Annotated in this window: 20 protein-coding genes; 5 read left to right on the plus strand and 15 right to left on the minus strand. The window is 69.4% G+C overall.

Translation table 11 applies throughout. The features are described 5' to 3' along the window. Positions 1-48: 48 nt before the first annotated feature. The 14 genes from ACOTSS_RS12140 to ACOTSS_RS12205 all read right to left on the minus strand — a co-directional run bounded on the left by ACOTSS_RS12140 (position 49) and on the right by ACOTSS_RS12205 (position 18,078). Positions 49-915, minus strand: coding sequence for a transcriptional regulator (locus ACOTSS_RS12140; protein ID WP_448688403.1), 867 nt, complete (start codon positions 913-915; stop codon positions 49-51). After that, positions 912-2,108 carry a GNAT family N-acetyltransferase gene (locus ACOTSS_RS12145; protein WP_448688404.1) on the minus strand — a complete coding sequence of 399 codons (1,197 nt, stop codon included), beginning with the start codon at positions 2,106-2,108 and terminating at the stop codon, positions 912-914. The genes ACOTSS_RS12140 and ACOTSS_RS12145 overlap by 4 nt, the downstream gene beginning before the upstream one ends. Positions 2,109-2,190: 82 nt before the next feature. Further along, positions 2,191-4,086: an XrtA/PEP-CTERM system amidotransferase gene (locus ACOTSS_RS12150; protein WP_448688405.1), complete on the minus strand. Its 1,896-nt coding sequence runs from the start codon at positions 4,084-4,086 to the stop codon at positions 2,191-2,193. Between the two features lie 11 nt (positions 4,087-4,097). Then, positions 4,098-5,609 carry an exosortase A gene (gene xrtA, locus ACOTSS_RS12155; protein WP_448688406.1) on the minus strand — a complete coding sequence of 504 codons (1,512 nt, stop codon included), beginning with the start codon at positions 5,607-5,609 and terminating at the stop codon, positions 4,098-4,100. Beyond that, complete coding sequence (locus ACOTSS_RS12160; RefSeq protein ID WP_448688407.1) at positions 5,606-6,811, minus strand: TIGR03087 family PEP-CTERM/XrtA system glycosyltransferase; 1,206 nt, start codon at positions 6,809-6,811, stop codon at positions 5,606-5,608. Before ACOTSS_RS12160 ends, xrtA begins: the two co-directional genes overlap by 4 nt. Beyond that, the gene (locus ACOTSS_RS12165; RefSeq protein ID WP_448688408.1) at positions 6,811-7,881 is read right to left on the minus strand and encodes a FemAB family XrtA/PEP-CTERM system-associated protein; all 1,071 of its coding nucleotides are present in this window, start codon (positions 7,879-7,881) and stop codon (positions 6,811-6,813) included. Before ACOTSS_RS12165 ends, ACOTSS_RS12160 begins: the two co-directional genes overlap by 1 nt. Further along, positions 7,878-8,741, minus strand: a complete 864-nt coding sequence (locus ACOTSS_RS12170; protein ID WP_448688409.1) for an XrtA system polysaccharide deacetylase — start codon at positions 8,739-8,741, stop codon at positions 7,878-7,880. The genes ACOTSS_RS12165 and ACOTSS_RS12170 overlap by 4 nt, the downstream gene beginning before the upstream one ends. Before the next feature lie 37 nt (positions 8,742-8,778). Beyond that, positions 8,779-10,134, minus strand: coding sequence for an XrtA/PEP-CTERM system-associated ATPase (locus ACOTSS_RS12175; RefSeq protein ID WP_448688410.1), 1,356 nt, complete (start codon positions 10,132-10,134; stop codon positions 8,779-8,781). A 24-nt stretch (positions 10,135-10,158) separates the two neighbouring features. Further along, the gene (locus ACOTSS_RS12180; protein WP_448688411.1) at positions 10,159-11,859 is read right to left on the minus strand and encodes a hypothetical protein; all 1,701 of its coding nucleotides are present in this window, start codon (positions 11,857-11,859) and stop codon (positions 10,159-10,161) included. Further along, on the minus strand, positions 11,859-12,878 hold the full coding sequence (locus ACOTSS_RS12185; protein WP_448688412.1) for a P-loop NTPase: 1,020 nt from the start codon (positions 12,876-12,878) through the stop codon (positions 11,859-11,861). The genes ACOTSS_RS12180 and ACOTSS_RS12185 overlap by 1 nt, the downstream gene beginning before the upstream one ends. Positions 12,879-12,889: 11 nt before the next feature. Continuing rightward, positions 12,890-14,431 (minus strand): XrtA system polysaccharide chain length determinant, encoded by a 1,542-nt coding sequence (locus ACOTSS_RS12190; RefSeq protein ID WP_448688413.1) that lies wholly within the window; start codon positions 14,429-14,431, stop codon positions 12,890-12,892. A 54-nt stretch (positions 14,432-14,485) separates the two neighbouring features. Further along, on the minus strand, positions 14,486-15,142 hold the full coding sequence (locus tag ACOTSS_RS12195) for an XrtA/PEP-CTERM system exopolysaccharide export protein (RefSeq protein ID WP_448688414.1): 657 nt from the start codon (positions 15,140-15,142) through the stop codon (positions 14,486-14,488). 177 nt (positions 15,143-15,319) lie between these two features. Beyond that, positions 15,320-16,549, minus strand: coding sequence for a pyridoxal-dependent decarboxylase, exosortase A system-associated (locus tag ACOTSS_RS12200; protein ID WP_448691341.1), 1,230 nt, complete (start codon positions 16,547-16,549; stop codon positions 15,320-15,322). Further along, positions 16,546-18,078 (minus strand): acyl-CoA ligase (AMP-forming), exosortase A system-associated, encoded by a 1,533-nt coding sequence (locus tag ACOTSS_RS12205; RefSeq protein WP_448688415.1) that lies wholly within the window; start codon positions 18,076-18,078, stop codon positions 16,546-16,548. Before ACOTSS_RS12205 ends, ACOTSS_RS12200 begins: the two co-directional genes overlap by 4 nt. Before the next feature lie 35 nt (positions 18,079-18,113). On the opposite strand from ACOTSS_RS12205, the gene ACOTSS_RS12210 reads away from it, so the two are divergent. The 4 genes from ACOTSS_RS12210 to ACOTSS_RS12225 are packed head-to-tail and all read left to right on the plus strand — an operon-like array spanning position 18,114 to position 20,868. Then, positions 18,114-19,112 (plus strand): GNAT family N-acetyltransferase, encoded by a 999-nt coding sequence (locus tag ACOTSS_RS12210; protein WP_448688416.1) that lies wholly within the window; start codon positions 18,114-18,116, stop codon positions 19,110-19,112. 5 nt (positions 19,113-19,117) lie between these two features. Continuing rightward, entirely contained in the window at positions 19,118-19,396 is a 279-nt protein-coding gene (locus tag ACOTSS_RS12215) for an acyl carrier protein (RefSeq protein WP_095387174.1), read from the plus strand. Positions 19,397-19,414: 18 nt separating this feature from the next. Next, positions 19,415-20,083 (plus strand): hypothetical protein, encoded by a 669-nt coding sequence (locus tag ACOTSS_RS12220; RefSeq protein ID WP_448688417.1) that lies wholly within the window; start codon positions 19,415-19,417, stop codon positions 20,081-20,083. Then, on the plus strand, positions 20,068-20,868 hold the full coding sequence (locus ACOTSS_RS12225) for a hydrolase 1, exosortase A system-associated (RefSeq protein WP_448688418.1): 801 nt from the start codon (positions 20,068-20,070) through the stop codon (positions 20,866-20,868). Before ACOTSS_RS12220 ends, ACOTSS_RS12225 begins: the two co-directional genes overlap by 16 nt. A gap of 164 nt (positions 20,869-21,032) precedes the next feature. On the opposite strand, the gene ACOTSS_RS12230 is transcribed toward ACOTSS_RS12225, so the two are convergent. Continuing rightward, positions 21,033-21,872, minus strand: a complete 840-nt coding sequence (locus ACOTSS_RS12230) for a hypothetical protein (RefSeq protein ID WP_448688419.1) — start codon at positions 21,870-21,872, stop codon at positions 21,033-21,035. 265 nt (positions 21,873-22,137) lie between these two features. Here ACOTSS_RS12230 and ACOTSS_RS12235 point away from each other — a divergent pair, with 265 nt between their 5' ends. After that, positions 22,138-22,665: a redoxin domain-containing protein gene (locus tag ACOTSS_RS12235; protein WP_448688420.1), complete on the plus strand. Its 528-nt coding sequence runs from the start codon at positions 22,138-22,140 to the stop codon at positions 22,663-22,665. Positions 22,666-22,870 lie beyond the last annotated feature (205 nt).

Consider the following 22,870-nt stretch of genomic DNA (forward strand, 5'->3'; position numbering starts at 1 on the left):
CATAACGCCAAATCGGCGCGATGGAAAGCGATCTGTCGCAAAGGCGTGTCAGGATACGAGGCGCAGCTTGCGCGCGATCCGCCAGCCGAGCGTTTTCGCGCGGGCATGGTTCGGCCAGCGCGGCGGCATCGCGGGGTCGAGTCCCATACGCCGCAGCGCCGCGTTCGCGGCGTGCGCCTCGGACTCGCGATAGCTCCATTCGCTGCGCCAGGTAATCGACAGCGAGATCGAGGGCGCATCGCCATTGGCGACGAAATGCGGCGCCATCACCGGCATCAGCACCGCATCGCCGGCGGCGAGCGGCACGCGCTGCTGCTCCCCTTCGAACGCATCCTCCCACGGGAGGTTGCGGTGGCCGCCGGTGTGATAACGCTCGTGCTCCATCCGGTGCGCGAAGCGCTCGTCACCCGCGGGCCAGACGTTCATTACCTTGCTGCCCCTCAGCTGGAGCAGGATATTGTGCTCGGGATCGAAATGATAGGGGGTGATCGAGCCCGGCGACGAGATGAAGACGAAGCCCTGCGGCGTCAGCATCGCGCCGGTGCGCGGCGCGACCACGGGTTCGAGCTCGCCGAGCAGATCGAGGAGCAGTTGGCGATAGGCGGGCTCGCTCTCGATATTCTTGAGCACCGCCCAGCTCCGGTTCGTGTCGATGGTGCGGATCGTCTCGCCGATCGAAAGGCCGTTCGAGGGCACGTCCTCGGGCCGGATACCGACGGGAAGGTCGCCCGGATTATATTCGACCTGCGCGGCGGGCAACCGCTCGCCGAGATCGGCCAGCGCCGCGAGCGACAGCAAGGGATGGTCGGGCAGCCGGTGGCGGAGCAGCCCCGTGTGCAGCGGATAGAGCCGCTCCATCGCATCGAGCGTTTCGGCCGGGAAGACGGGGCGGGTGATGGCTTGATGCGCGGTCATGGCTGGTCCTGGATTTCTGCGGCGGAGGGTGCGGGACGCTTCCAGCGCCGCCACAAGGTTTCGATCCTGCGGAGCGCCGCGAAGCGCATCCGGTCGGCGGTGCCCGACAGCGGGACATTGACCCAGACGAGGCGGCGGCGCTCGCGCCACACGCTGTCGATCATCGGATGGTCGGGCGCAGCGCAGCTGTCGACCCAGGCGATGCGCGCATCGTGCAGCAGGTCGAGGTTCGCCTGCTGGAGCAGCACGCCGGGCGAGAAACGGGCATAATCCTCATCGAACGCGGTCTTGAACGAGAAGCCCCCCGGCGGGCAGAGGAAGTTGACCAGCATCGCGAGCGGGCGGCCATCGAGGTCGAGCGCGCGCAGGTCGAGCCTGCCCGCCTCCGCCGCGCCGCCGAGCACCGCGCGGAACCAGGCTTCGGTGTCGCCATGGCTCGCGATCGCCGAACCGGCCTGGCCTTTCCATCCGCGCGCTTCGAGCGCGAGGAAGGCATCGAGCCACGGATCGAGCGCCTCGCCCGCCTGCCAGCGGCGAAAGCCGACCTGTCCCTGATCGGCAAGCCGGCTGGCCTGCCGGCGCAATTCCTTGCGCTTCTTGGCGCGGATGGCTGCGTCCCAATAGGCTTCGGGCGACAGCTCGCTTTCGAGTAGCGCGCGTTCTTCGCGGTGGACGGTCACGGCCTCGCCACCGCGCGCACGCGCGACCTCGACCAGCGCGCGGTGCAACGGCCCGTCCTCGGTCAGCCGCGGCAGGTGGACGAGCGTGCGCGCCCACGGGGCGGCGTCGCACCAGCCGAGCAGGATCGACCAGAACAGGCTTTCGAATCCTGCGCGGACGAGCGGCGCGCCGTGAAAATGATTCGGATGCGCCCAGCCGGTCACATGCCGCAGCGGCAGGCGGCCGTAGCGCGTCGCGGCGGCGAGCGGCATCGTGCCGATCACCGGCCCGTCGGGCGCGCCCTGGACGATCACCAGCCGCGCTTGCCGGTCGGGGTCGAACAGGTGCAGCGCCGATTGCAGGCACCAGCGTTCGGCGAAGGGGTTGGGTTCGCTCGGCTCGGCCGCGAGCGCGTCCCACGCCGCGGCGAGGTCGGTCGACAGCGCCAGCGGATCGACGACACGCACCGTCAGCGGCGCGCCGCCGGCGGGCACCGGGGTGCCGTCGACAGGAAAGGCAGGATGGACCGTCATCGGTGGCGAGCGTAGCCGCCAAGGGTTAAGATGAAGTGGCGATGCCTATAAGCCCCTCCCGCTTGCGGGAGGGGAGAAGACCTCAAATCCCGAACAATCTCGCCAGCGACTTCTCCAGCATGAAATATTGCCAGATCAGCCGCCCATGATCGCGCCGCCCCGACTGGTGCGCGGCGACGAGGCGCTCGATTTCCGCCATGTCGAACCAGCCTGAGCGCGCGAGAGTCGACGAGGTGGCGAGCCCGCGCGCCTGTTCGGCGAGCGGCCCCCGGAACCAGTGCGAGACCGGCGTCACGAAGCCCATCTTGGGGCGATAGAGGATGTCGTGCGGCAGATAGCGTTCCATCGCGCGCTTGAGCACCGCCTTCCCCGTCGCGCCCTTGACGCGCATCGACGCGGGCAGGCTGGCGGCGAATTCGACGAGACGATAGTCGAGCAGGGGCTCGCGCGCTTCGAGGCTGACCGCCATGCTCATGCGGTCGGTCTTGGTCAAGATATCGCCCGGCAGCCAGATCTTGAGGTCGGCATATTGCGCCCGGTCGAGCGCCTCGCGCGCCGGCGCCTCGGCCATCGCCCGCCAATAGCGCGCTTCGGCGACATGATCGCCGAGCGCGCGGTGCGCCGCGTCATTGAACAGCCGGGCGCGCTGCGTCGGGCCGGTCACGCCGACCGCCTCGGCATAGCCCTCGGCTCCGGTTTTCGAGAGGCTGGCGAGCGTCGCGCGCGCGCGCAGCGGGCGCGGCGCCCAGTCCGTCTGCGGCCAGACGCGCGCCAGCGGCCCGATCACCCCCTTACGCAGAAAGGCCGGGATCAGCCCGCGCAGCCTTTCCTCCTGATGCTGGAAGACGAGCCGGCGATAACCCGCGAACGCCTCGTCGGCGCCGTCGCCCGACAGCGCCACCGTCACCTGTTCGCGCGCGAGTTCGCAGACGCGATAGGTCGGGAGAGCACTCGCGTCGGCGAAGGGTTCGTCGAACATGTCGGCGATCCGGTCGACGAGCGCGAAGTCGACCGCCGCGACGGTTCGGGTGCGATGGTCGGTCGCAAACCGCTCGGCGATTTGCTGCGCGTAAGCGGTCTCGTCGAGCGCCGCCTGATCAAAACCGATCGTGCAGGTCTTGACCGCCTTGCTGCTGGCTTCCGCCATCAGCGCCACGACCGCGCTCGAATCGACCCCGCCCGACAGAAAGGCGCCGAGCGGCACGTCGGCGACCATGCGGTCGGTCACCGCGGCACGCATCAGGTGGACGAGATGCTCGGCGGCTTCGTCCTCGCTCGCGCGGATGCGCCGCGAAAAATCGGGCGACCACCAGCAGGTCGGCGCGGGTAGCGGCTTGCCGCGTTCGAGTAGGAGGAAATAGCCCGCTGGGAGCTTGTGCACCCCCGCGACGATGCAATTGTCGTCGGGCACATAACCGAGCGCCAGGAAATCCTCAACCGCCGACAGATTCGCCTCCTGCCGCAGCAGCGGGTGGCGCAGCAGCCCCTTGAGTTCGGACGCGAAGGCGATCGACCCGTCCGAGAGGCGGACATAATGGAGCGGCTTCACCCCCAGCCGGTCGCGCGCGAGGAACAGGCAGCCGCGGCGGTGATCGTGGAGCGCGAAGGCGAACATGCCGTTGAGATGCGACAGGCAATCGGGGCCCCATTGCCGCCACGCCGCGATGATCACCTCGGTATCGCCACTGGTACGGAAACGGTGTCCGCGGTCCTCGAGCTCGGCACGCAACTCACGGAAATTATAGATTTCTCCGTTATAGGTCAGCGTCACCGTCTCGTCGTCGCTCGCCATCGGCTGCGGGCTGCCCGCGATGTCGATGATCGAGAGGCGGAGGTGCGCGAGGCCTACGCCCGGCGCAGTCCATTCGCCCGATCCGTCGGGGCCACGATGGCTCATGGGATGCAGCATCGCGCGCAGCCGCGCCGGATCGACCGGCTTCGCCGTTTCGAGATGATAGAGGCCCGCGATCCCGCACATGCGCGCGATGCCTAGCGCAGTTTCAGCGCGCGGTCAGCCATCGCTTGCGCGCCGCCCGACGCGGCGACGAAATCGGCGATCGCGCGGGCGCCGCCCTCGCCTTCCTCGCTCGACACGATCAGCGACAGCGCGCGCGGATCGCCGCCTAACAGGCGCGCTTTCAGCCCCGCGATCTTCGCCGCCCGCGCGCTGCCGGTCGCGCGGCCATCGACCACATACCAGGTCGCGGCATCGCGCAGCACCGGCCCCGGATGCAGCAGCCGCTCGGTCTTCGCCCCGTCTATCGCCGGCAGCGACGCGCTCCACGCCCATGGGCCGTCGGGGTCGACCGCGCCCTGTCCGAAGGCGGCGACCTCGCGCCCTTCAGTCTGCCGCTCGTAACCGCCGACCGCCACGGTGACCTGGCGGCTGCGGGCATCGGCGAAATGGCGGACGAGCCGCTGGTCGGCGCCGTCGAAGCGTGGAGCCCAGGCGATGCCCTGCGGCGCGGCAAGGGTCCAGCCGGGCGGGGCCGCTACCGCCATCGTCGGAGAAAGCGGTTCCGTGCGCGCGCCGGCGAGCGCCGCCCAGCCCGCGAAGATCAGCGGGATCGCAAGCGCCGCGGGCAGCACCGCCTTCGCCGGCCCGGCCAAATGCGGCGGACCGTCCAGCCCCGCCACATCGACCGCCGCATCGTTCGCAGGCCGGTCGAACCAGCGCCGCGCGACGAGCATTACCGCAAGAATGACCAGCCCGAAAAAGATCCAGCCGTAGAAGACATGGTCGATCCCGCCCGCCGCCTCGACCCCCCAGATCTCGGCGGCGACCATCGTGCCATAGGCGCGCAGCGCGTTGGCGATGATCGTCGTCGCGAGCGCGAGCGCTACAAAGAGGATGCGCCGCGTCCAGCTGCGGAAACAGAGATGCGCGGCGAACACCGCATAGGCGAGCATCGCGATCAGGAAATTGACCCCCGAGCACGCCTCGGCGACCTCGAAGAAGCCCGCGCGCGTCGTGATGAACACCCCCTCCATCTCGGCCGACAGGCCCGACAGGTGGAGCAGCACGACCGAGATATGCGCGGTCAGCGTCTGGAGCAGCGGCACCAGTTCCTCGCCGAAGGGCACGAGGAGCAGCGCATAGGCGAGCGGAAAGAGCAGCGCGCGCACCAGCTTCGCGCCGAGCGTCGCCGCGACCGCGCCCTGCAGCATCAGCACCAGCCCAAGCTGGCGGAACAGGCCGACCCCTGCCGCCTCGCCGACCAGCCACACGACACCGGCCCCCGCCATCCACGCGAGCGCGGGCCACCAAAAGGCAGGCGTCAGGGGCTTGAGCAGCGGCACACGCTGCGCCACCAGCCAGCCGATCATCGGCACCATCAGCAGGCAATGGGTGAAGGCCGAGCTCGTCCACCAGATGCCCGCCATGTCGGCGGCGTCGCGATGGAAGATCAGCAGGATCACCGCCGACAGCCCGGCAAGCGCCGCCAGATGCCGCTGCCAGAGCGACCAGCCCTGCGGCCGTGAAAGCGTGCGGGCGGTCACGCCGCCAGCCCCAGCAACTGCCCGAGCGGCGCGAGCCGTGCCTCCCAGCCGTAGCGCGCGATCATCCGCTCGCGCGCCGCGGCGCCGATGCGTGCCGCCGTTGCCGGATCGTCGAACAGCCCGCACACCGCCCTCGCCATCGCCTCCGCATCGTCGGCGACGAGCAGATGCTCGCCCGCCTCCGCGTCGATTCCGGTCGCGGCGGCGCGGCTCGCGACCACGGGACGCGCCATCGCCATCGCCTCGAGCAGCTTGTTCTGCACTCCGCGCGCGAGCAGCAGCGGCGCGACCACCGCGTCGGCGGCCGCGAGCCACGGCCGCACATCGGGAACCTGACCGGTGACGAGCACCCCCGGCCGCTCTTCGAGCGCGCGCACCTCGACGGTCGGCGCGCGGCCGACGATCGCGAAGCGCGCCTGCGGGTGGCGCGTGCGGATCAGCGGCAGGATGTCGTCCGCGAACCAGCGCACCGCGTCGATGTTCGGGCGATAGTCCATCTGCCCGGTGAACACCGCAAGCGGCCCCTCACCCTCGCCCACCGTCGCCAGCGGCTGCGCGGGGTCGAAGCGGGCGGTGTCGATGCCATTCTCGACCGCGCGCACCTGCCCGGCCCCCAGCCCGCTCCGATCGCGAAACAGCGCCGCCTCGGCCTCGCTGACGAACAGGCTGGCATCGACCGCGCGCGCGACCTCGGCCTCGAACGTGCCGAGCTTGGCAGCCTCGCGCGCATGAACCCAGCGCATCGGCTGCCCCCGATCCTGTTCGGCATAGGTGGCGAATTTGGCCGAATCGACGTCGACGAAATCCATGATCACCGGGCCGTCGAAACGCGCGGGCAGATATTGCGCCATCTGGCCCGAGAAGGCCACGATATGGGTGATCGCCCTGCTCGCGAGCAACTTATCGACATGCTCCGACAAGGCCGTGCTGCGAAACAGCCGGTTCGACACGGGCTCGCCATGCAGCACCGCCTGCGCAAGCGCGAGCGGCCGCGACACCTTGCGCACTTCGATCGCCAGGCTCTTGCAAAGCAGCGACATTTTCGCGCGCGCGAGCGCGGCCTCGGCAGCATTGTCAGCAAGCGCCGCGACATGGACGGGGGCGAGCCGGGCGAGCGCCTCGAACATGTGCCAGCTGCGGATGCGGTCGCCGCGGTCGGGCGGCCACGGCGCGCGGTGCACCAAAAACAATATCTCGGCCATCAGCCGAGCCCGCGCGCGATCAGCGGCCCGATGCGGTTCGCCGCCCACAGCGGCAGCCTTTTCCACAGGTCGACCTGTAGCCGGTATTTGGCGCTGTTCGGGTTGGTGTCGCGCGGTTTTTCGCCCGGCGCGAGCCAGCGCGCATAGACGAGCGGCTCGGGCTCGAAACCCCAGTTCTTCTTGTAGGCGAACGGGCCCGTCCCGACCTTCGAGCGCCCGAAGTCGAAGCGGGTGCCGCCGCGCTCGCGAGCGTGGCGCATCAGCGCGAAATACATCAGCTCGTTGGCGCGCAGCCGCCGCGCGTCGAAGGTGCCGCCGCCCCAATAGGGCATCACCGTGCCGCGCCAGTAAAGGCTGAGAACGCTCGCGACGGGCCGGTCACCATCGCGCACGGTCAGGATGTCGGCATCGCCTCCGAACGCGTCGAGGATGGCATCGAACAAGGCCCGCGAAAAAACCGGCGTGCCGAGGTTGCGCACGCTCTCGGCATAGACGCGATAATGATCGCGGCGCTCGGTAGCATCGCGGCCGGTCGTGACGCGGAGATCGCCGGCGAGCGCCTTGCGCACCTCGGCGCGCTGCTTGCGCGGGATGGCGAGCAGTTCGGCTTCGTCGTCGGTCGCGAGGTCGCGCGCGAAGCCCGCGTAGACGCCCTCCTCGCTGGCCCAGCCGGGGCCTTCGGGCAGCGGCCCGCCGCGCAGTTCGACCGAGGGCACGCCGAGCGATTTCGCGATATCCGCCGCGCCCTCGGCGAGCGTGGCGGCGACCGCCGGATCGTCGGCGAGGATACCGCCGCCGACCGCGAAGCCGCTGCCGACCAGCGCCTGCCCGAACAGCGGCGAGCGGACATGGTGGAGCGGCAGCAGACCGGTCAGCGCCCCCGCCGCATCGCGCGCGGTGACGAGATGACAGCGATGCCCGGTCGCGCGCGTGATCGCCTCGCACCAGGTGCGGCTGTGAAAGGGCGTCGCGCCGGGATGCGCCGCGACATAGGCGTCCCATTCGGCCGCATCGCCGAGCGGCGCGGCCGACACATCGCCCCCTGCCAAAGGATGCGCGGGCGCGTTCACGCCGCGGCGCGCCACGGCGCGGCGCGGCCGCGCTGCGCGGGGACGAGCGCGTCGGCGCGGGTCCATTCAAAATCGGCGCACAACCTCTTCAGCTTGTCAGCCATGGCCGACAAACCGCTGTAATGGCGTATTTTCGATTTCAGCGGCGCATTGGCGACGCGCGGCTGGCCGGGGTCGATTTCCCACGGATGAAAATAGAGGATCGCCGGGTGCCCCTCGGCATTCATCCGCCCGATCGCCCAGCGCGTGAAGCCATAGGGAAGCAACCGCATGAAGCCTCCGCCGCCCGCCGCCAGCGTGCGGCCGAGCGCGCGCGCGGTCGTCACCGGCCATTCGACAAGATCGCTGCCCTCGACCGGCCGCCACGCATGGCGCGGGCTTTGCGGCCAGCCATAATGATCGTGGACCACCGGCGCCACGCTCGACGAATAGGCATAGCCCTGCTCGGCGAGGACCGGATGCGCCCACGGCGTCCGCGCGTCGATCGAAAAGCTCGGCGCGCGATAGCCGCGTACCGGGGCCCCGCCCGCATCCTCGAGGATGGCGCGCGTCTTCTGAAGGTCGGCGGCGAACTCGCCGGCGGTCATCGCAAAGACGCGCTTGTGGTCATAGCCGTGGCTGGCGAGCTCGTGCCCCGCCGCGACGATGCGCTTGATCAGCGCCGGATAGCGTTCGGCGACCCAGCCGAGGGTGAAGAAGGTGCCGGTGACCCCGGCATCGGCGAAAATCTGAAGCACCGCGTCGCAATTCCCCTCGACACGGCATTCGAGCCGCGGCCAGTCGGCACGGTCGATCGTGCGCTCAAAGGCGCCGACGTGGAACCAGTCCTCGACATCGACCGACAAGCTGTTCTGCATCATCCCTCACCTTCGTCGATCCCGTTGGCCGGGTGGCGCCTCAGGCCGCCCAGGTCTGCGATGCCGCCGGATCGGGGGCGTTCGCCGGGTCGCGCTCGACCCAGTCGATCAGCAGGTCGAGCACGCGGCGGAGCGCCGCGTCCTGATCGGCGATACGCGCCTCGAGCCCGGCGATCTGGCGCTCGAGCGCGACCAGATGCGCGTCGTCGACGGGCGCGGGTGTTTCCTCCGGGATCTCGTCGGCCGCCGCTTCCCACGCGCGCGGTTCCGCAGCCGGAACGGCTTCGGGTTCGGGTTCGCGGATATCGGCGGGTGCGAGGCCAAGCTGTTCGGCGACGAGCGAGCGCGCCTCGGCAAAGCCCCCATCGCCGTAGTGCGGCGACGGTGCCACGACCGGCTCGGTCTCGTCCGGCGCCATCGACGCGGCGAGATCGAGCGGTTCGGCCTCGGGCGCCGCGAAAGGCGCCACCGCCAAGGGCTCGGCGGCGACGGGCGGAGCGGGCCATTCGAGCACGGCTGCGGGTTCGGCGACGGGGGCCGGCGCCTCGACCGGCAGCGCAACCAGCGTCGCCTGGTCGATCCCGCGATCGGCCTCGATCTCGCTCACCACGTCGCGGACGTGCGCGCCGGTGATGCGGCCAAGTTGCTCGACCGCGCCATAGAGCAGCAGCCGGCTGACCAGCACGTTCAGCTTGCGCGGGACGCCCTCGCTATAGTCGAAAATCTCCTCGAACGCGTCGGGGCTGAAGCTGGGGTTGCCCGTCCAGCCGACCTTGCCGAGGCGATGAAGGATATAGGGCTCGACCTCCTCGGGCTCCATCGGGTCGAGGTGATGCGTCGCGATCACCCGCTGACGCAGCTGTTCGAGCGTCGGCGAGTGGAAGAGCGTCTGGCGGAATTCGGGCTGGCCGAGCAGGAATATCTGCAAGAGCGAATGACCGCCGAGTTGGAAGTTCGACAGCATCCGCAGCTCTTCGAGCGCCGAGATCGCGAGATTCTGCCCCTCGTCGACGATCAGCAGCGTGCGCCGTCCGGCGCGCGCCTGTTCGCGCAGATATTGCTCCATCGACCGCAGCAACTCGGCCTTGCTCTGCCCTTCCCATTCGAGCCCGAACTGCTCGGCGACGAGGCGGAGAAGGTCGTCGCCCTCGACCTGCGTCGACACCAGCTTGACCGCGGTCAGGCGGTTGGGGTCGATCGTGTTCATCAGATGGCCGACCAGCGTCGTCTTGCCCGCCCCGACGTCGCCGGTGATGACGATGAAGCCCTCGCCCTGCGCGAGACCATAGCCCAGATAGGACATCGCCTTCCTGTGCGTCCCGCTCTCGAAATAGAAATGCGGGTCGGGCGTCAGCTGGAAGGGGCGTCCGGTGAAGCCATAATATTGATCGTACATCGCTATTTCCCTTTGGGGTCCGGATCAGAAATTGTAGCGGAGGCCGACCAGCGCCGAGCCGATCAGTTCGCTGGCGAAGCCGTCCTGGTCGAAGGCGTTGAGCGACGCCGCGGCGGTGCCGGTCAGGTCGCGCCAGAAACGTCGCGAATAGGCGGCCGCGATTCCCGCCGACTGCATGTCGCCGACGCCCGCCGCGCCATTGTCGAAGTAGCTGACATAGCCCGACAGGCTGAGGTCGGAATCGGCGTCGAGCTGGCGGCCTGCGGTCAGGAAGAGATAATAATTCTCGTCCTTGATGCCGTTGAGCGGTGCGAGCACCGAATTTTCCGGCACGAGCAGGCGGCGCTGGTCATAGCCGATGCCGACGCCATAGCTCCAGCGGCCGAAGCGCGACGAATAGAGCGCCTGGACGCCGCGATTGCGGAACTGGAGGCTGGTCGTGCTGCCGAATTGCGGATTGAGGCAGCCCGCGCCTTCCTCGCCGAACACGCAGGGGTTGATGCTGCCGTCGATCGGATTGCGCGTCGGGTCGAATTGGGTCGGCAGCGACGACAGCCCGCTCGACAGACCGCGGCCAAAGCTCGACAGCCCGTCGTAGACGCCGACCTGGACCATCGTCGCATGGTCGGGGCGGTAGGAAAAGCTGCCGGTATAGATGGTGTCGCCATAGCGGCGGCCGACGCGCGCGGTCAGCGAGGTACGGCGGCTGGGCCGCCACATCACGCCCGCGTCCCAGATCAGCCCGTCGGTGTCGAACGACAGCTGGCGCGGCTGCGACTTGTCGGTGACGAAGCGACCGTTCGCGTCGCGCACCGGCACGCCGTTCGGGTCGAGCACCGGGTCGCGCTGGCTGATCTCGATATCCTCGTAGCCTACACCGCCGAGCAGTGCGACCGTCGGACCGATCGGCACCGTGACGTCGGCGCGCGCATATTTGCCCTCGAAACGCTGATCGAGCTGGCTCGCATCCTCGCGCTCGTAACCGCCCGACACCTGCCAGCCGAACGGCAGGTCGCCCGGCCGCTGGCCGACGCTCGCCCAGGCGACATGGTTGGTCGAACTGTCGAAATTGCCGCCGGGGACATTGCCCGATCCGTCGACGTCGACCTTGGTATAGCCGAAGCGATAGCCCGCGCCGACGTCGAGGCTGCCGACGCGCTGCGCCAGCGTCGGACCCGCATAGACCGAATAGATGTCCGCGACATTGTCGCCGCCGGTGATGAGGCCGCCGATGCCGCCGCCGTCGGCGCGCGTGCGCGTCGCGAGCGCCCCGCCCTCGAGGTTGAGGCCGCGCGCGACCTCGACCCGGCCGCGTGCGAGGCCGCTGATGATGTCCGCGTCGCCGAGCCCGCCCGATTCGCCGAAGCGATGCTCGTAGCGCAGGGTCGCCGCCACTTCGGCGCGGCGCGTGACGATCGCCGCATCGACGCCCGCCGCCACCGTCGTATAGGTGAGGACGTCGCCGTCGCCCTTGAGCTCGGCGGAAAGCACCTGCCCGACCTCGAGATAGGGGCTGACGTCGACCTGGCGCTGCTTCTTCTGCTTGCCGCGCGTGGCGTCGCGGCCGCCCTCGGCCGAGGGTCCGGGGGCCGAGGCGCCCGGCGCATCGCCGCCGCCCGGCCCCGCGTCGCCCGAAAATTGCGCCTGCGCCGTGCCCGCCGTTCCGGCAAGCAGCAGCGCGGCGAGCGCCGCGGTGCGGCGCATGAGATTGCGGTTGGTGCGCATCAGGACGCGCCTCCTTGTCCATAATAGGTACCGAAGCGGCGGCCGCCCGGCGAATATTTGACCCCGTTCAGGAGCAGCTGGATGTGCGGGCAGGCGCCCATCAGCCCGATCGCGTCGCGCAGCGAGCTTTCGAGCGTTTCGTCGGCGCGCACGACCATGATCAGCTGGCCGACATGCCCCGCGAGCACCGCGGCGGGCGAGGCCGCGAGCACCGGCGGCGAATCGAGGATCAGGATGCGCCCCGGCGCCCCCGCCTCGAGTTGCGCGAGCAGCGCCTCGGTGCGCGCCGAGGCGAGCAATTCGGTGTCGTGCATATGCTGGGTGCCCGCGGGCATCACCTTCAGCCCCGCGATGTCGGTCTGGATCAGGCAGTCGCCGAGCGGCAGGTGCGGATCGGCGAGCGCGTCCATTAGCCCCGGCCCGTCGTCCAGCCCCAGCGCCTCCAGCACGCTCGGCTTCGCGATGTCGGCATCGATCAGCAGAACGTCGTGATCGGCCTCGACCGCAAGGCTCAGCGCGAGGTTGACGGCCGAAAAAGTCTTGCCCTCGCCCGGATTGGCCGAGGCGATCAGCACGCGATGGCCGCGCGGCAGCAGCGGACGCCCCGGCGCGCCCGTGAAGTTGCGGATGATCTCGCGCTTCACGATGCGATATTCTTCGGAAATGCCCGTCACCGGCGCACCGGGCACGATCATCCCGCGCGCCCCGAGCCGGTCGCGGTCGATCGTCCCCTGCCGCGTCGGCACGACCGCGGGCGCGGCGTGCGCGACCTCCTTGCGCGGCGAAGGCTTGATCGTCGGCGCAGCCTCGACCACCGGTTCGGCCTCGACGGCCGGCACGGCTTCGGGGGCGGGTTCGGGTTCGATGACCGATTCGGCCTTCTTCGCCTTCTTTTCAGGCTCGGGCGGCAGGCCGCTGACGTCGATCGTCGGCGCGCCCGCGGCGGGATCGATGCCGAACAGGTCGGCGGCGCGTTCGAGCAGCGAGGGCTGGCGCTTGACGGGGCGATGTTCGTTCATATCCTGTCCCCTCAGGCGACCATGCCGCGCTGGACGAATTCGGCGACGAGCAGCAGCGCATAGAGCCCGACGAGCGCCCCGCCGCCGCTGGCGAGCCAGACGAGTTTCTTCTTGCGCTCGACATGGCGCTCGGGTGTCACCACTTCGGTGATCGAGCCGATGACCGGCAACCCGCTCGCGCGTTCGAGGCGCGCGGCGGTCGGATAGCTCGCGCGAACCTGGGCGAGGCCGAAGGCGGCACCGATACCGCCGCCGATCCCCGCGAGCAGCACGAGCGTCAGGAACAGCGGCCGGTTGGGTGCGGCGGGGCTCGTCGGCTTCGAGGGCGGGTCGAGCAGCTCGACCTTGATCGCGTCGGTTTCGGTCTGCACGTCGCCGCGCAGCCGCACCTGTTCGCGCTGGCCGAGCAGCTTGTCATATTGCGCCTTCATCGCGGTATATTCGCCGTTGATCCGGTCATATTCGGCCGCGATGCCGGGGTTCTGGATCTGCTGCGACGTGATCCTGGCGATATCGCCGGTCAGCTGCGCCTTGCGCGCGCTGAGCGCGCTCACCGTCGCCTGGCGCTCGGCGCGCATCGCGGCGAGCGAGGCATAGGCCGGGTTCTGCGCGTTGCCGCCGCCCCCGCCGCTGCCCTCACGGTCAGCCTGCGCCTTCAGCGAGGCGATCTGGCTCTTGATCGCGATGATGTCGGGGTGCGCGTCGGTCAGCCCGCGCGCGCGCATCGCGGAGAGTTCGTTCTGCGCCCCCGCAAGCTGCTGCCGCGCGACACCGGCGCCGGTCGCCGACATGCCGGGGACGTTGATCGTCGCGGGGGTCGAGGCGAGCTGGCCGTTGGTGGCCGCGAGCGACGCCTGCGCCGCGACGAGCTGCGATTCGATCTGGTTGAGCTCGGCGCGCGCCGCGTCGACACGCTGCGCGGGCGAGCCCGATCCGCCGGGAATCAATCCGATATTCTGCGCCTCGAACGCGGCGCGCCGCGCCTCGACCTCGCGCAGCGCCTTTTCGCGGTCGGCGATCTGCGAATCGAGGAATTTCAGTCCCTCGCGCGCATTCATCCGGCCGCCGCGAAGCTGGTCGTCGCGGAACACGGTGATCAGGCTGTCGAGCACGCCAGAGGCGAGCTTCGCATTGTCGGCGTCCGACAGGCTACCGACCGCAATGCTCGAGGTGATTTCGAAGATATTGTCCTGCTGCGGAACCACCTTGATGTTCTTTTGCAGCATCGCGACCGCGCCGGCCTTTTCGCGATCGCTCGCGCCCGCGGGGACCAGGCCGGTCGTCACCGCGACCTTCTCCAGATTGCGCGCGCTGGTCAGCGTCCCGCGGATCTCGTCGAGCTGCCGCCGCCCGCCGATCGGCCCGCCCGTGTCGTCGGGAAGGATCTGGTTGATGTCGACCAAAAGCCGCGCGCGCGAATCATAGCGATTGGGGATCGACGCAACCGCGAGCCAGCCGAGGATGCAGATGCCCCAGGCGACCGCCAGCACCAGCCAGCGGCGCGTCCACACGCTATGCAGCGCCACCCGGAATTCGTCGTAAAGGCTGTTCATCGGTCGGGGTCGATCCTTGGAAGGGTTGAGCGTGGCGGTGGCTGCGGCCTCGCGTCAGAACATGCTTTCGGGAATGATGATGACGTCGCCCGGCTGCAGCCGGACGTTCGCCTTGATGTCGCCGCGCTTGATCAGGTCATTGAGGCGCAGCGCATATTCGTGCTGCTTGCCGCTGCCCTTGTCGAAGCGGACGAGGCGCGCCTTGTTGCCCGCCGCATATTCGCCGAGCCCGCCGACCGCGATCATCGCGTCGAGCACGGTCATATTGGCACGGAACGGGATCGACGCAGGCTTTTCGGTCGCGCCGACGATCCGCACCTGCTGCGAGAAGGTGCTGTTGAAGCTGGTGACGATGACGCTGACGATCGGATCGGTGATATATTGGCTGAGCTGGAGCTTGATGTCCTGCTGCAGCATCGTCGCGGTCTTGCCGACCGCGGGCATGTCGGTGATCAGCGGCGTGGTGATCCGCCCGTCGGGACGCACCTGCACCTTGCCGCCGAGTTCGGGGTTGCGCCACACAAAGATCTGCAGCTCGTCGAGCGGGCCGATGATATATTCCTCGCCCGGTCCTTCCTGGTTCGCGACGAAATTGGCGCTGGGAAGCTGCGGCGCGTCGCCGACGCCGCCCGCGCAGCCCGTCAGGGCGGTGGCGGCGATGCCCGAAATCAGCGCGGCGCGCGCGGCGCGAAGCGAGGGGAAGGACGTCATGTTCAAATCACCTTTCGACCGGCCGGGGAGGCGACCGCGGGCCAAAAGCTCGCGGCGACAGCCATTGCGTCAGCCTCAGCCATCACCGAAAAGGGTGAACATACCGTTAGTATTGGAATAAGTTCGCGCCGCGCCCGTCGGCTTTCGTTCCGTTTCGGGACAGAAGCGGGCTCGCCCTCACACGAGCATTTCGCCCGCCGGCCCCTGCCCCAGGAAGGCGGCGGGACTCGCCGAGGCGCCATAGGCGCCCGCCTGGAAGATCGCGACCAGATCGCCGACCTCGGCGCGCGGTAGCGCGACCTGGTCGCCAAGCCGGTCGAGCGGGGTGCAGAGGCAGCCGACGACCGACACCGTCTCGACCGGCTCGGCGCCGAAATGGCTGGCGAGTGCGATCGGATAGTTGCGGCGGATCACCGTCCCGAAATTGCCGCTCGCGGCAAGCTGATGGTGGAGGCCGCCGTCGGTGACGAGGAAGGTTTCGCCGTGGCTGACCTTGCGGTCGACGATGCGCGTCAAATAAACGCCCGCCTCGGCAACCAGCCAGCGGCCGAGTTCCATTGCGAAACGGCTCCCGTCCAGTACCGGATCGCGCGCCGCCAGCGTCGCCGCGAGCGCCGTTCCGACCGCCGCCGCATCGACCGCGCCGTCGCCGGGGAAATAGGGCACACCCATCCCACCGCCCAGGTTGACGAGCGGTGGCGTCACGCCGATCTCGTTCGCGAGCCGCGCCGCGAGCGCGACCGTCTGCGCCTGCGTCTCGGCGATCGCCGCGGCGTCGAGTGCCTGCGATCCCGCAAAGATATGAAAGCCTTGCCAGTCGGCGCCAGCGTCGATCAGGCGACGGACCAGCGCGGGCACCGCCTCGGCATCGACCCCGAAGGGCTTGGCCCCGCCGCCCATCTTCATCCCCGAGCCCTTGAGGTCGAAGTCGGGATTGACCCGCACCGCGAGCCGCGGCGTCATGCCGCGACGCGCGGCGATATGCAGCGCGCGCTCGGTCTCGCCCGCCGATTCAAGGTTGAGCGTCGCGCCCGCCACGATCGCCGCTTCGAGTTCGCGGTCGCGCTTGCCGGGTCCGGCGAAGCTGATGTGCTCGGCTGCCATGCCGCTCGCCAGCGCCGCCGCGAGCTCGCCCCCCGACGCGACGTCGAACCCGTCGACCAGCCCCCCCATATGGGTGAGCAGCGGCGCGAAGGGGTTGGCCTTCATCGCATAATGAAGCTGCACTTCGGCGGGCATCGCCGCGCGCCATTCGGCGGCGCGTGCCGCGAGCATCGCGCTGTCATAGACGAACAGCGGTGTGTCCCCGGCCCTGTCGGCGAGCGCATCGGCGCGGTGGCCGCCGATCAGCAACATGCCGTCCTCGTCGGCGGCGTAGCCGGGGGGGATCGGGCCATGCGGCTTCATGCCGTCACCTTTCCGTCCCATTCGGCGGCGATCGCGACACGGTCGAGCTTGCCGTTCGGATTGCGCGGCAGCGCGTCGCGCCACTCGATCGTCTGCGGCTGCATGAAGTTCGGCAGATTCTGCCGCAAATAAACCGCCAGCCCCTCGGCATCCTCCGCGCCGCCCTTGCCGCGCACGATCAATATGATAGCCGCGCCCAGCCGCGGATCAGGAACGCCGAAAGCCACCGCCTCGTAGATCAGTCCCGAAGCGACCGCCGCATCCTCGACCTCGGTCGGGCTGACGCGGTTGCCCGCGGTCTTGATCATCGCATCGTCGCGGCCGACGAAGGTGAGGAGGCCGTCGGCGTCGCGCCGCACCGTATCGCCCGACCAGACCGCCGTACCGCCATAGATCGACGAAGGGGGCGCGGGCCGGAACCGCTGTGCGCTACGCTCGGCATCCTGCCAATAGCCCTGCGCGACCAGCGGCCCGCAATGAACGAGCTCGCCCGGCTCGTCGTCGGCGGCGATGCTGCCGTCGGGCAGGCAGACGAGGATTTCGGCGTGCGGAATCGCGCGGCCCATCGAGGTCGGATGGCTGGCGACGAGCGCGGGGTCGAGAAAGGTCGAGCGGAACGCCTCGGTCAGCCCGTACATCGGATAGATGTCGGCCTTCGGGAACGTGGCGCGCATCGCATCGATCAGCGACGGCGTCAGCGCGCCACCGCTGTTGGTGAGGCGTCGCAACAGCGCCGCCGTCTCGGCGGGCCACTCGCTCTCGACCAGCTGCACCCAGAGCGGGGGCACCCCCGCAAGCGTCGTGATGCCATGCCGCGCGACCGCCTTCACGACGTCGCGCGGGGTCAGATAGTCGAGCGGCGCGACCGCGGCGCCGGCATGCCAGGTCGAAAACAGCTGGTTCTGCCCATAGTCGAAGCTGAACGGCAGCACCCCGAGCACGCGGTCGTCGGGCACGATCTTCAGATAGGAAGCGACGCTCTCCGCCCCCAGCCACAGATTGGCGTGGCTGAGCATCACCCCCTTCGGCCGCCCGGTCGAACCGCTGGTATAGAGAATCGCGGCGAGATCGCCGGGCTCGGCGAGCGACGGCGGCAGGCCTTCGCCACCCGAATCGATCACCTCCTCGGCGATCGTCAAATCCTGCAGCGCACAGACTTCGGGGCGCCCGCCGCCGAGCGAGTCGGCGCGCGAACCGTTGGTGACCAGCAGCTTCGCCCCGCTGTCGGCCAATATATGCTGGACCTGCGGCGCCTTGAGCAGCGGGTTGACCGGCACATGGATCAGCCCGGCGCGCGCCGCGGCGAGCGGCATCAGGCACGCCGTCCGCGTCTTCGCGCTCCAGCTCGCGACGCGTTCGCCCGGCCCGCCCGCCTGTTCGAGCAGCCACGACGCGAGGCGCCCGACCCCGGCGTCGAGATCGGCGAAGCGGGTGACCCGATCGCCGATCAGCAGCGCGGGCGCGTCCGGCGCACCGCGGCGGACGAGATGGTCGATCGGACAGGAGGGCGGACTTAGGGCTTTGGTCATCGGCTGTTAGGAGAGTGGTGATAGAGCGCCCCGTCATGCAAGGGAACGGTGAACATCAGGCTAATGATAAGGTGCTGCCCGCCGCAGCGCGCGGCGCCGGCTTCGCCTCGCCCTTCGACCGCGCGGCGTGGTTCGACCTGCTGGCGGCGCACGGTTTCGCGCCCGGCGGGCGCTTTGACGCGAGCGGCGCGGCGGGCGATACGACCGCGTGGCTGCCGCTCCGCGTCGAGAAACCGGGTGCGCTGGCGGGGCTGAGCAACTGGTACAGCTTCGCGATCCGGCCGCTCTACACCGGCGAAGAGGGCCGCGCCGCCGCGCTCTGCGATTTGTTCGCGCGGCTCCGCAAGCGGGCGGCGCGCCTGACGCTCTATCCCGTTCCCGATAGCGAGAAGGACGGCATCGCCGCCGCGATGCGCGCCGCCGGCTGGTGGGTTCGGACCGCGCCCAAGGGCGACCGCCACTGGCTCGACCTTGCCGGGCTCGACCATGACGGCTGGTGGGAGAGCCGGCCCGGCGCACTGCGCAGCACGGTCAAGCGCAAGGCGAAAAAGGGCATGGTCGACATTTCGCTGCTCACCGCCTTCGATCCCGCGGTCTGGGAAGCCTATGAGGCGATCTACGCCGCAAGCTGGAAACCCGAGGAAGGCGACCCCGCGCTGCTCCGCGCCTTTGCTGAGGCCGAGAGCCTGCGCGGCACCTTTCGCATGGGGCTTGCGCGGATCGAGGGCGCGCCGGTCGCCGCGCAGTTCTGGACGGTCGAGGACGGCACCGCCTTCATCCACAAGCTCGCGCATGTCGAGGACAGCCTGAAGGCGTCGCCCGGCACCCTGCTGTCCGCCGCCCTGTTTCGCCATGTCATCGAGGTCGACCACGTCGCGCGCGTTGATTTCGGCACCGGCAACGACGGCTACAAGCGCGACTGGATGAACCGGCACGATCCGCTGTGGCATATCGAGGCTTTCAATCCGTCGCGCATCGCGGCATGGGGGCCGGCACTCAAGGCTTTTGCGCGCTCGGCGCTCGGGCGCGCCTGAAGGATATGCTCGTGACCGATACGCCCGCCACCGCCGTCGATGCCACCCTGCGCGCGCTGCTCGCCGATGTCCTCGGCCTCGGCGAGGCGCGCGCCGCCGCGCTGACCGCCGACAGCGGCCTGTTCGGCGAACTGCCCGAATTCGATTCGATGGCGGTCGCGACCGTGCTCACTGAAATGGAGGACCGGCTCGGCATCCTGATCGACGACGACGAGGTCGACGGCGAGATTTTCGAAACCTACGGCAATCTGCTCGCCTTTTCGGTGCGCAAGGTCGCGGGCTGAGGCGAATCGCGGGGGCGCATGGGCGAATATCAACTGCGCATAGACCCCGCCGGCCTCCCCCGCGCGACCATCCTTTTCGTTCCGCCGCTGTTCGAGGAAGCGAACCGCACGCGGCGCACTTTGGTGCTCGCAATGCGCGCGCTCGCGGCCGAAGGTTTCGCGGCGCTTCTGCCCGACCTGCCGGGGCAGAACGAAAGCCTCGCCCCGCTCGTCGAGGCCGATCTGACGCGCTGGCGCGCCGCGCTCGCCGAGGTCGCGCACGGCATCGACGGCCCGCTGATCGTCGCCTCGCTGCGCGGCGGGGCGCTGATTGATCATGAAGCCGAAGCCGCGGCATGGTGGCGGCTTGCGCCGGCAAGCGGCACTTCGCTGCTCCGCACGCTGCTCCGCGCCCGCGTTTCGGCCGATCGCGAGGCGGGCGTCGCTTCCTCGCTCGACAGCCTGCAGGCCGAAGCGGCGTCGGCGCCGCTGCTGCTCGCCGGGAATCTGCTGTCCCCCACGATGATCGCCGAACTCGCCGAGGCCGAGACGCATCCCGTCGAGCCGCTGCGCAGCGTGGCGCTCGGCGCCGACGGCATCGCGGGTACTCCGCTGTGGCTGCGCGCCGAGCCCGGCGAGGACGCGGGCATGGCGCAGGCGATCGCCGCCGACATCGCCGCATGGAGCCGGTCATGCGGCATCATCTGAGCTTTCCCTGCGCGGGCGCCGAGCTCGCCGCGACGCTCGACGAAGCGCCGGGGACGACCGGGCTGCTGATCGTGTCGGGCGGCAACGAGATCCGCAGCGGCGCGCACCGCGGCATGGCGATACTTGCCGAACGGATCGCCGCGGCAGGCCACCCGGTCTTCCGCTTCGACCGCCGCGGGATCGGCGACAGCGAGGGCGCGAACGGCGGCTTCGAGACGAGCGGCCTCGACATCGCCGCCGCGATTCCCGCGTTCCGCGCCGCCGCGCCGCACATCACCCGCATCGTCGCCTTCGGCAATTGCGACGCCGCGAGCGCGCTGCTCCTCCACCGCCCGGCGGGGCTCGACGCGCTGATTCTCGCCAATCCGTGGACCTACGAAGGCGACGCCGACGATGGAGCGGCGGGAGAGTCCGCCTTGCCCCCCGCCGCGGCGATCCGCGCGCGCTATCTGGCGCGGCTCCGCGACCCCAAAAGCCTGATCCGGCTGATCAAGGGCGAGGTCGATCTGAGGAAATTGCTGCGCGGCGTCGCGGCGCTGGGCCGGAAGAAGCCGCAGGCCGCGCCCGACAGCCTCGCCGCGCGCCTCGATGCCGCGCTGGCGTCGCTCCCCTGCCCCGCGACGATCCTGCTCGCCACCGGCGACCGGACGGCGCAGGCTTTCATGGAAGCGTGCCATCCCGGCGCGGTGCCCGTCGAGCGCCTCGACAGCGCCTCGCACAGCTTCGCCGGCGCCGATGCCGATTGGTTGGCAGCACGAATATTGAACATATTGGGGCAAAGATAGCGGGCGCAAAAAAAAGGGCGCGAGGAACGGTGTCCTCGCGCCCCTTCCTAAAAAGCCTGCCGGCTTAGAGTGCCGGTTTTGCTTCAATCAAAACCGGCACTCCAGATTCTTGCTTTACCGTGTTTTCCGAGTCGTCAGGTGATTCCACCTGACTTGAAAACACTCTAGTTGGCTTCCTTCGCCTGCGGTTCGTCCGCGGGTGCGGCAGCGTCGGAGGCGTCGGCCGTCTGTGGAGCCTCGGCGCCGGTCGCCTGGGCGACGGCGGCAGCGAACTGGTCCGCGGTGTAGGCGGCGCTGAGACCGCTCGCGCCCATGTTGAAGGCGCTGCGCGGCAGCGCGACATCGCCGCTCGTCGTGGTGACGACAACATTCGCGGCGTCGAACGACTTGACCGTGCCGAGCACTGCCGTGCCCTCGATGCCGCGCACTTCCGCGCCGGTCTTCAGCGCCGCGGTCACTGCGGCGTCATCGGCGGCCGAAGCCTGGCTCGCCTGCCGCATCGCGGCGGCGAACTGGTCGGCGGTGAAGCTGGTCTGGAGGCCGCTTTGCGCGACGAAGAAGGCGTTCTTCGGCACCTTGACGTCGCCGGTCGGGGTGGTCACGACGACCCCGGACGCGTCGGCGAGCTTGACCGTGCCGAGCACGGCCGAACCGTTGGCGCTGCGCACCTCGGCGCCGGGCTTGATGGCGGCTTCGAGCGCCTGCGCGCTGGCGGCGGCGGCCTGGTCGATCGCTGCGGTGAGCTGCGCGACGGTGACGGTGATCGTCGGGCCCTTCTCGCCCTTGGCAAAGGCGTTCTTGGGCAGGGTGACCGGCTTGCCGTTCAGCGTCACGACGACATTGTCGCCGGCATCGCTGGCGACGGGGCCGATCGTCGCGCCTTCGCTGTCGTAGACGACGGTGCCGGGCGCAAGGTTGGGGCCGGCGGCCGGGGCGGCGGCGGCATCCTGCGCCATCGCGGGCGCACCGGCCGCGAGGGCCATGCCGAGGGAAAGGGAAGTCACAAAAGCAGCGATCTTTCGCATCGCGTCGTCTCTCCTTGAGAATTTGGTCATTGCGGTCCGGGTTCAACGCATCCGCGCGGGCGATGACCACGGAATTGCTGCCGAACCGTGGCCGTTGCGGGATGAACCGTTTCAAAGTGGCGCACATCCTGCTGCGCTGAGCGGCAGAAGGTCGTGGTTTATACTCGCGGTTCGCCGCCCTAGGATCGCCGAATACGCCGGTCGACCGAGTCCCGGCGCGCGAAAGGAAAGGCGGACGACGACTATGACCGCAGCGACGGCACCCGAACTCGACATCGCGCGCTGGTTCAACAGCGCGCCGTTGTCGCTTGCCGGCCTGCGCGGGCGCGTCGTCGTCATCGGGGCGTTCCAGATGCTGTGCCCCGGCTGCGTCGCCGAGAGCCTGCCGCAGCTTCGGCGCATCCACGATATCTTTCCCGGCGACGCGGTAACGGTGATCGGCCTGCACAGTGTGTTCGAGCATCACGCCGCGATGACGCCGGTGTCGCTCGAGCCCTTTCTTCACGAATATCGCATCGCCTGGCCGGTCGCGGTCGACCGCCACGACGATCCGGCGGGCGTGCCGGTCACCATGGCGCGCTATGGCCTGCGCGGCACGCCCAGCCTGTTGCTGATCGACCGGCAGGGACGCCTTCGCCTCCACCGCTTCGGCCATGTCCCCGACCTGGCAGTCGGCGCGGCGATTCAGCAGCTGCTCGATGAAGGGGAAGGCGTGGTCGCGGCGGCCGAAGGCGGCGGCGAGAGCTGTGCGGTCGGGGGCGATTGCGGTTGAGCCTTGCGCGATCGCCGCTTGTCCGGTGGGGTGCGGCCGTTGACTTCACGCGCCCCTAATCCTATATGGCGATCACACCCTTCCGTCCGGGACGGACCCGATCTTGCGCAGCGGGTTCCATGAATAGGGCGTCGGGGATTTCGAGATGCGTTGAGAAGCTGCGGTAAACCGGCAACGGTTGCTCGCGGCCTTTTTGCGTCTCTAT

The sequence above is a fragment of the Sphingopyxis sp. NJF-3 genome (assembly GCF_053514865.1).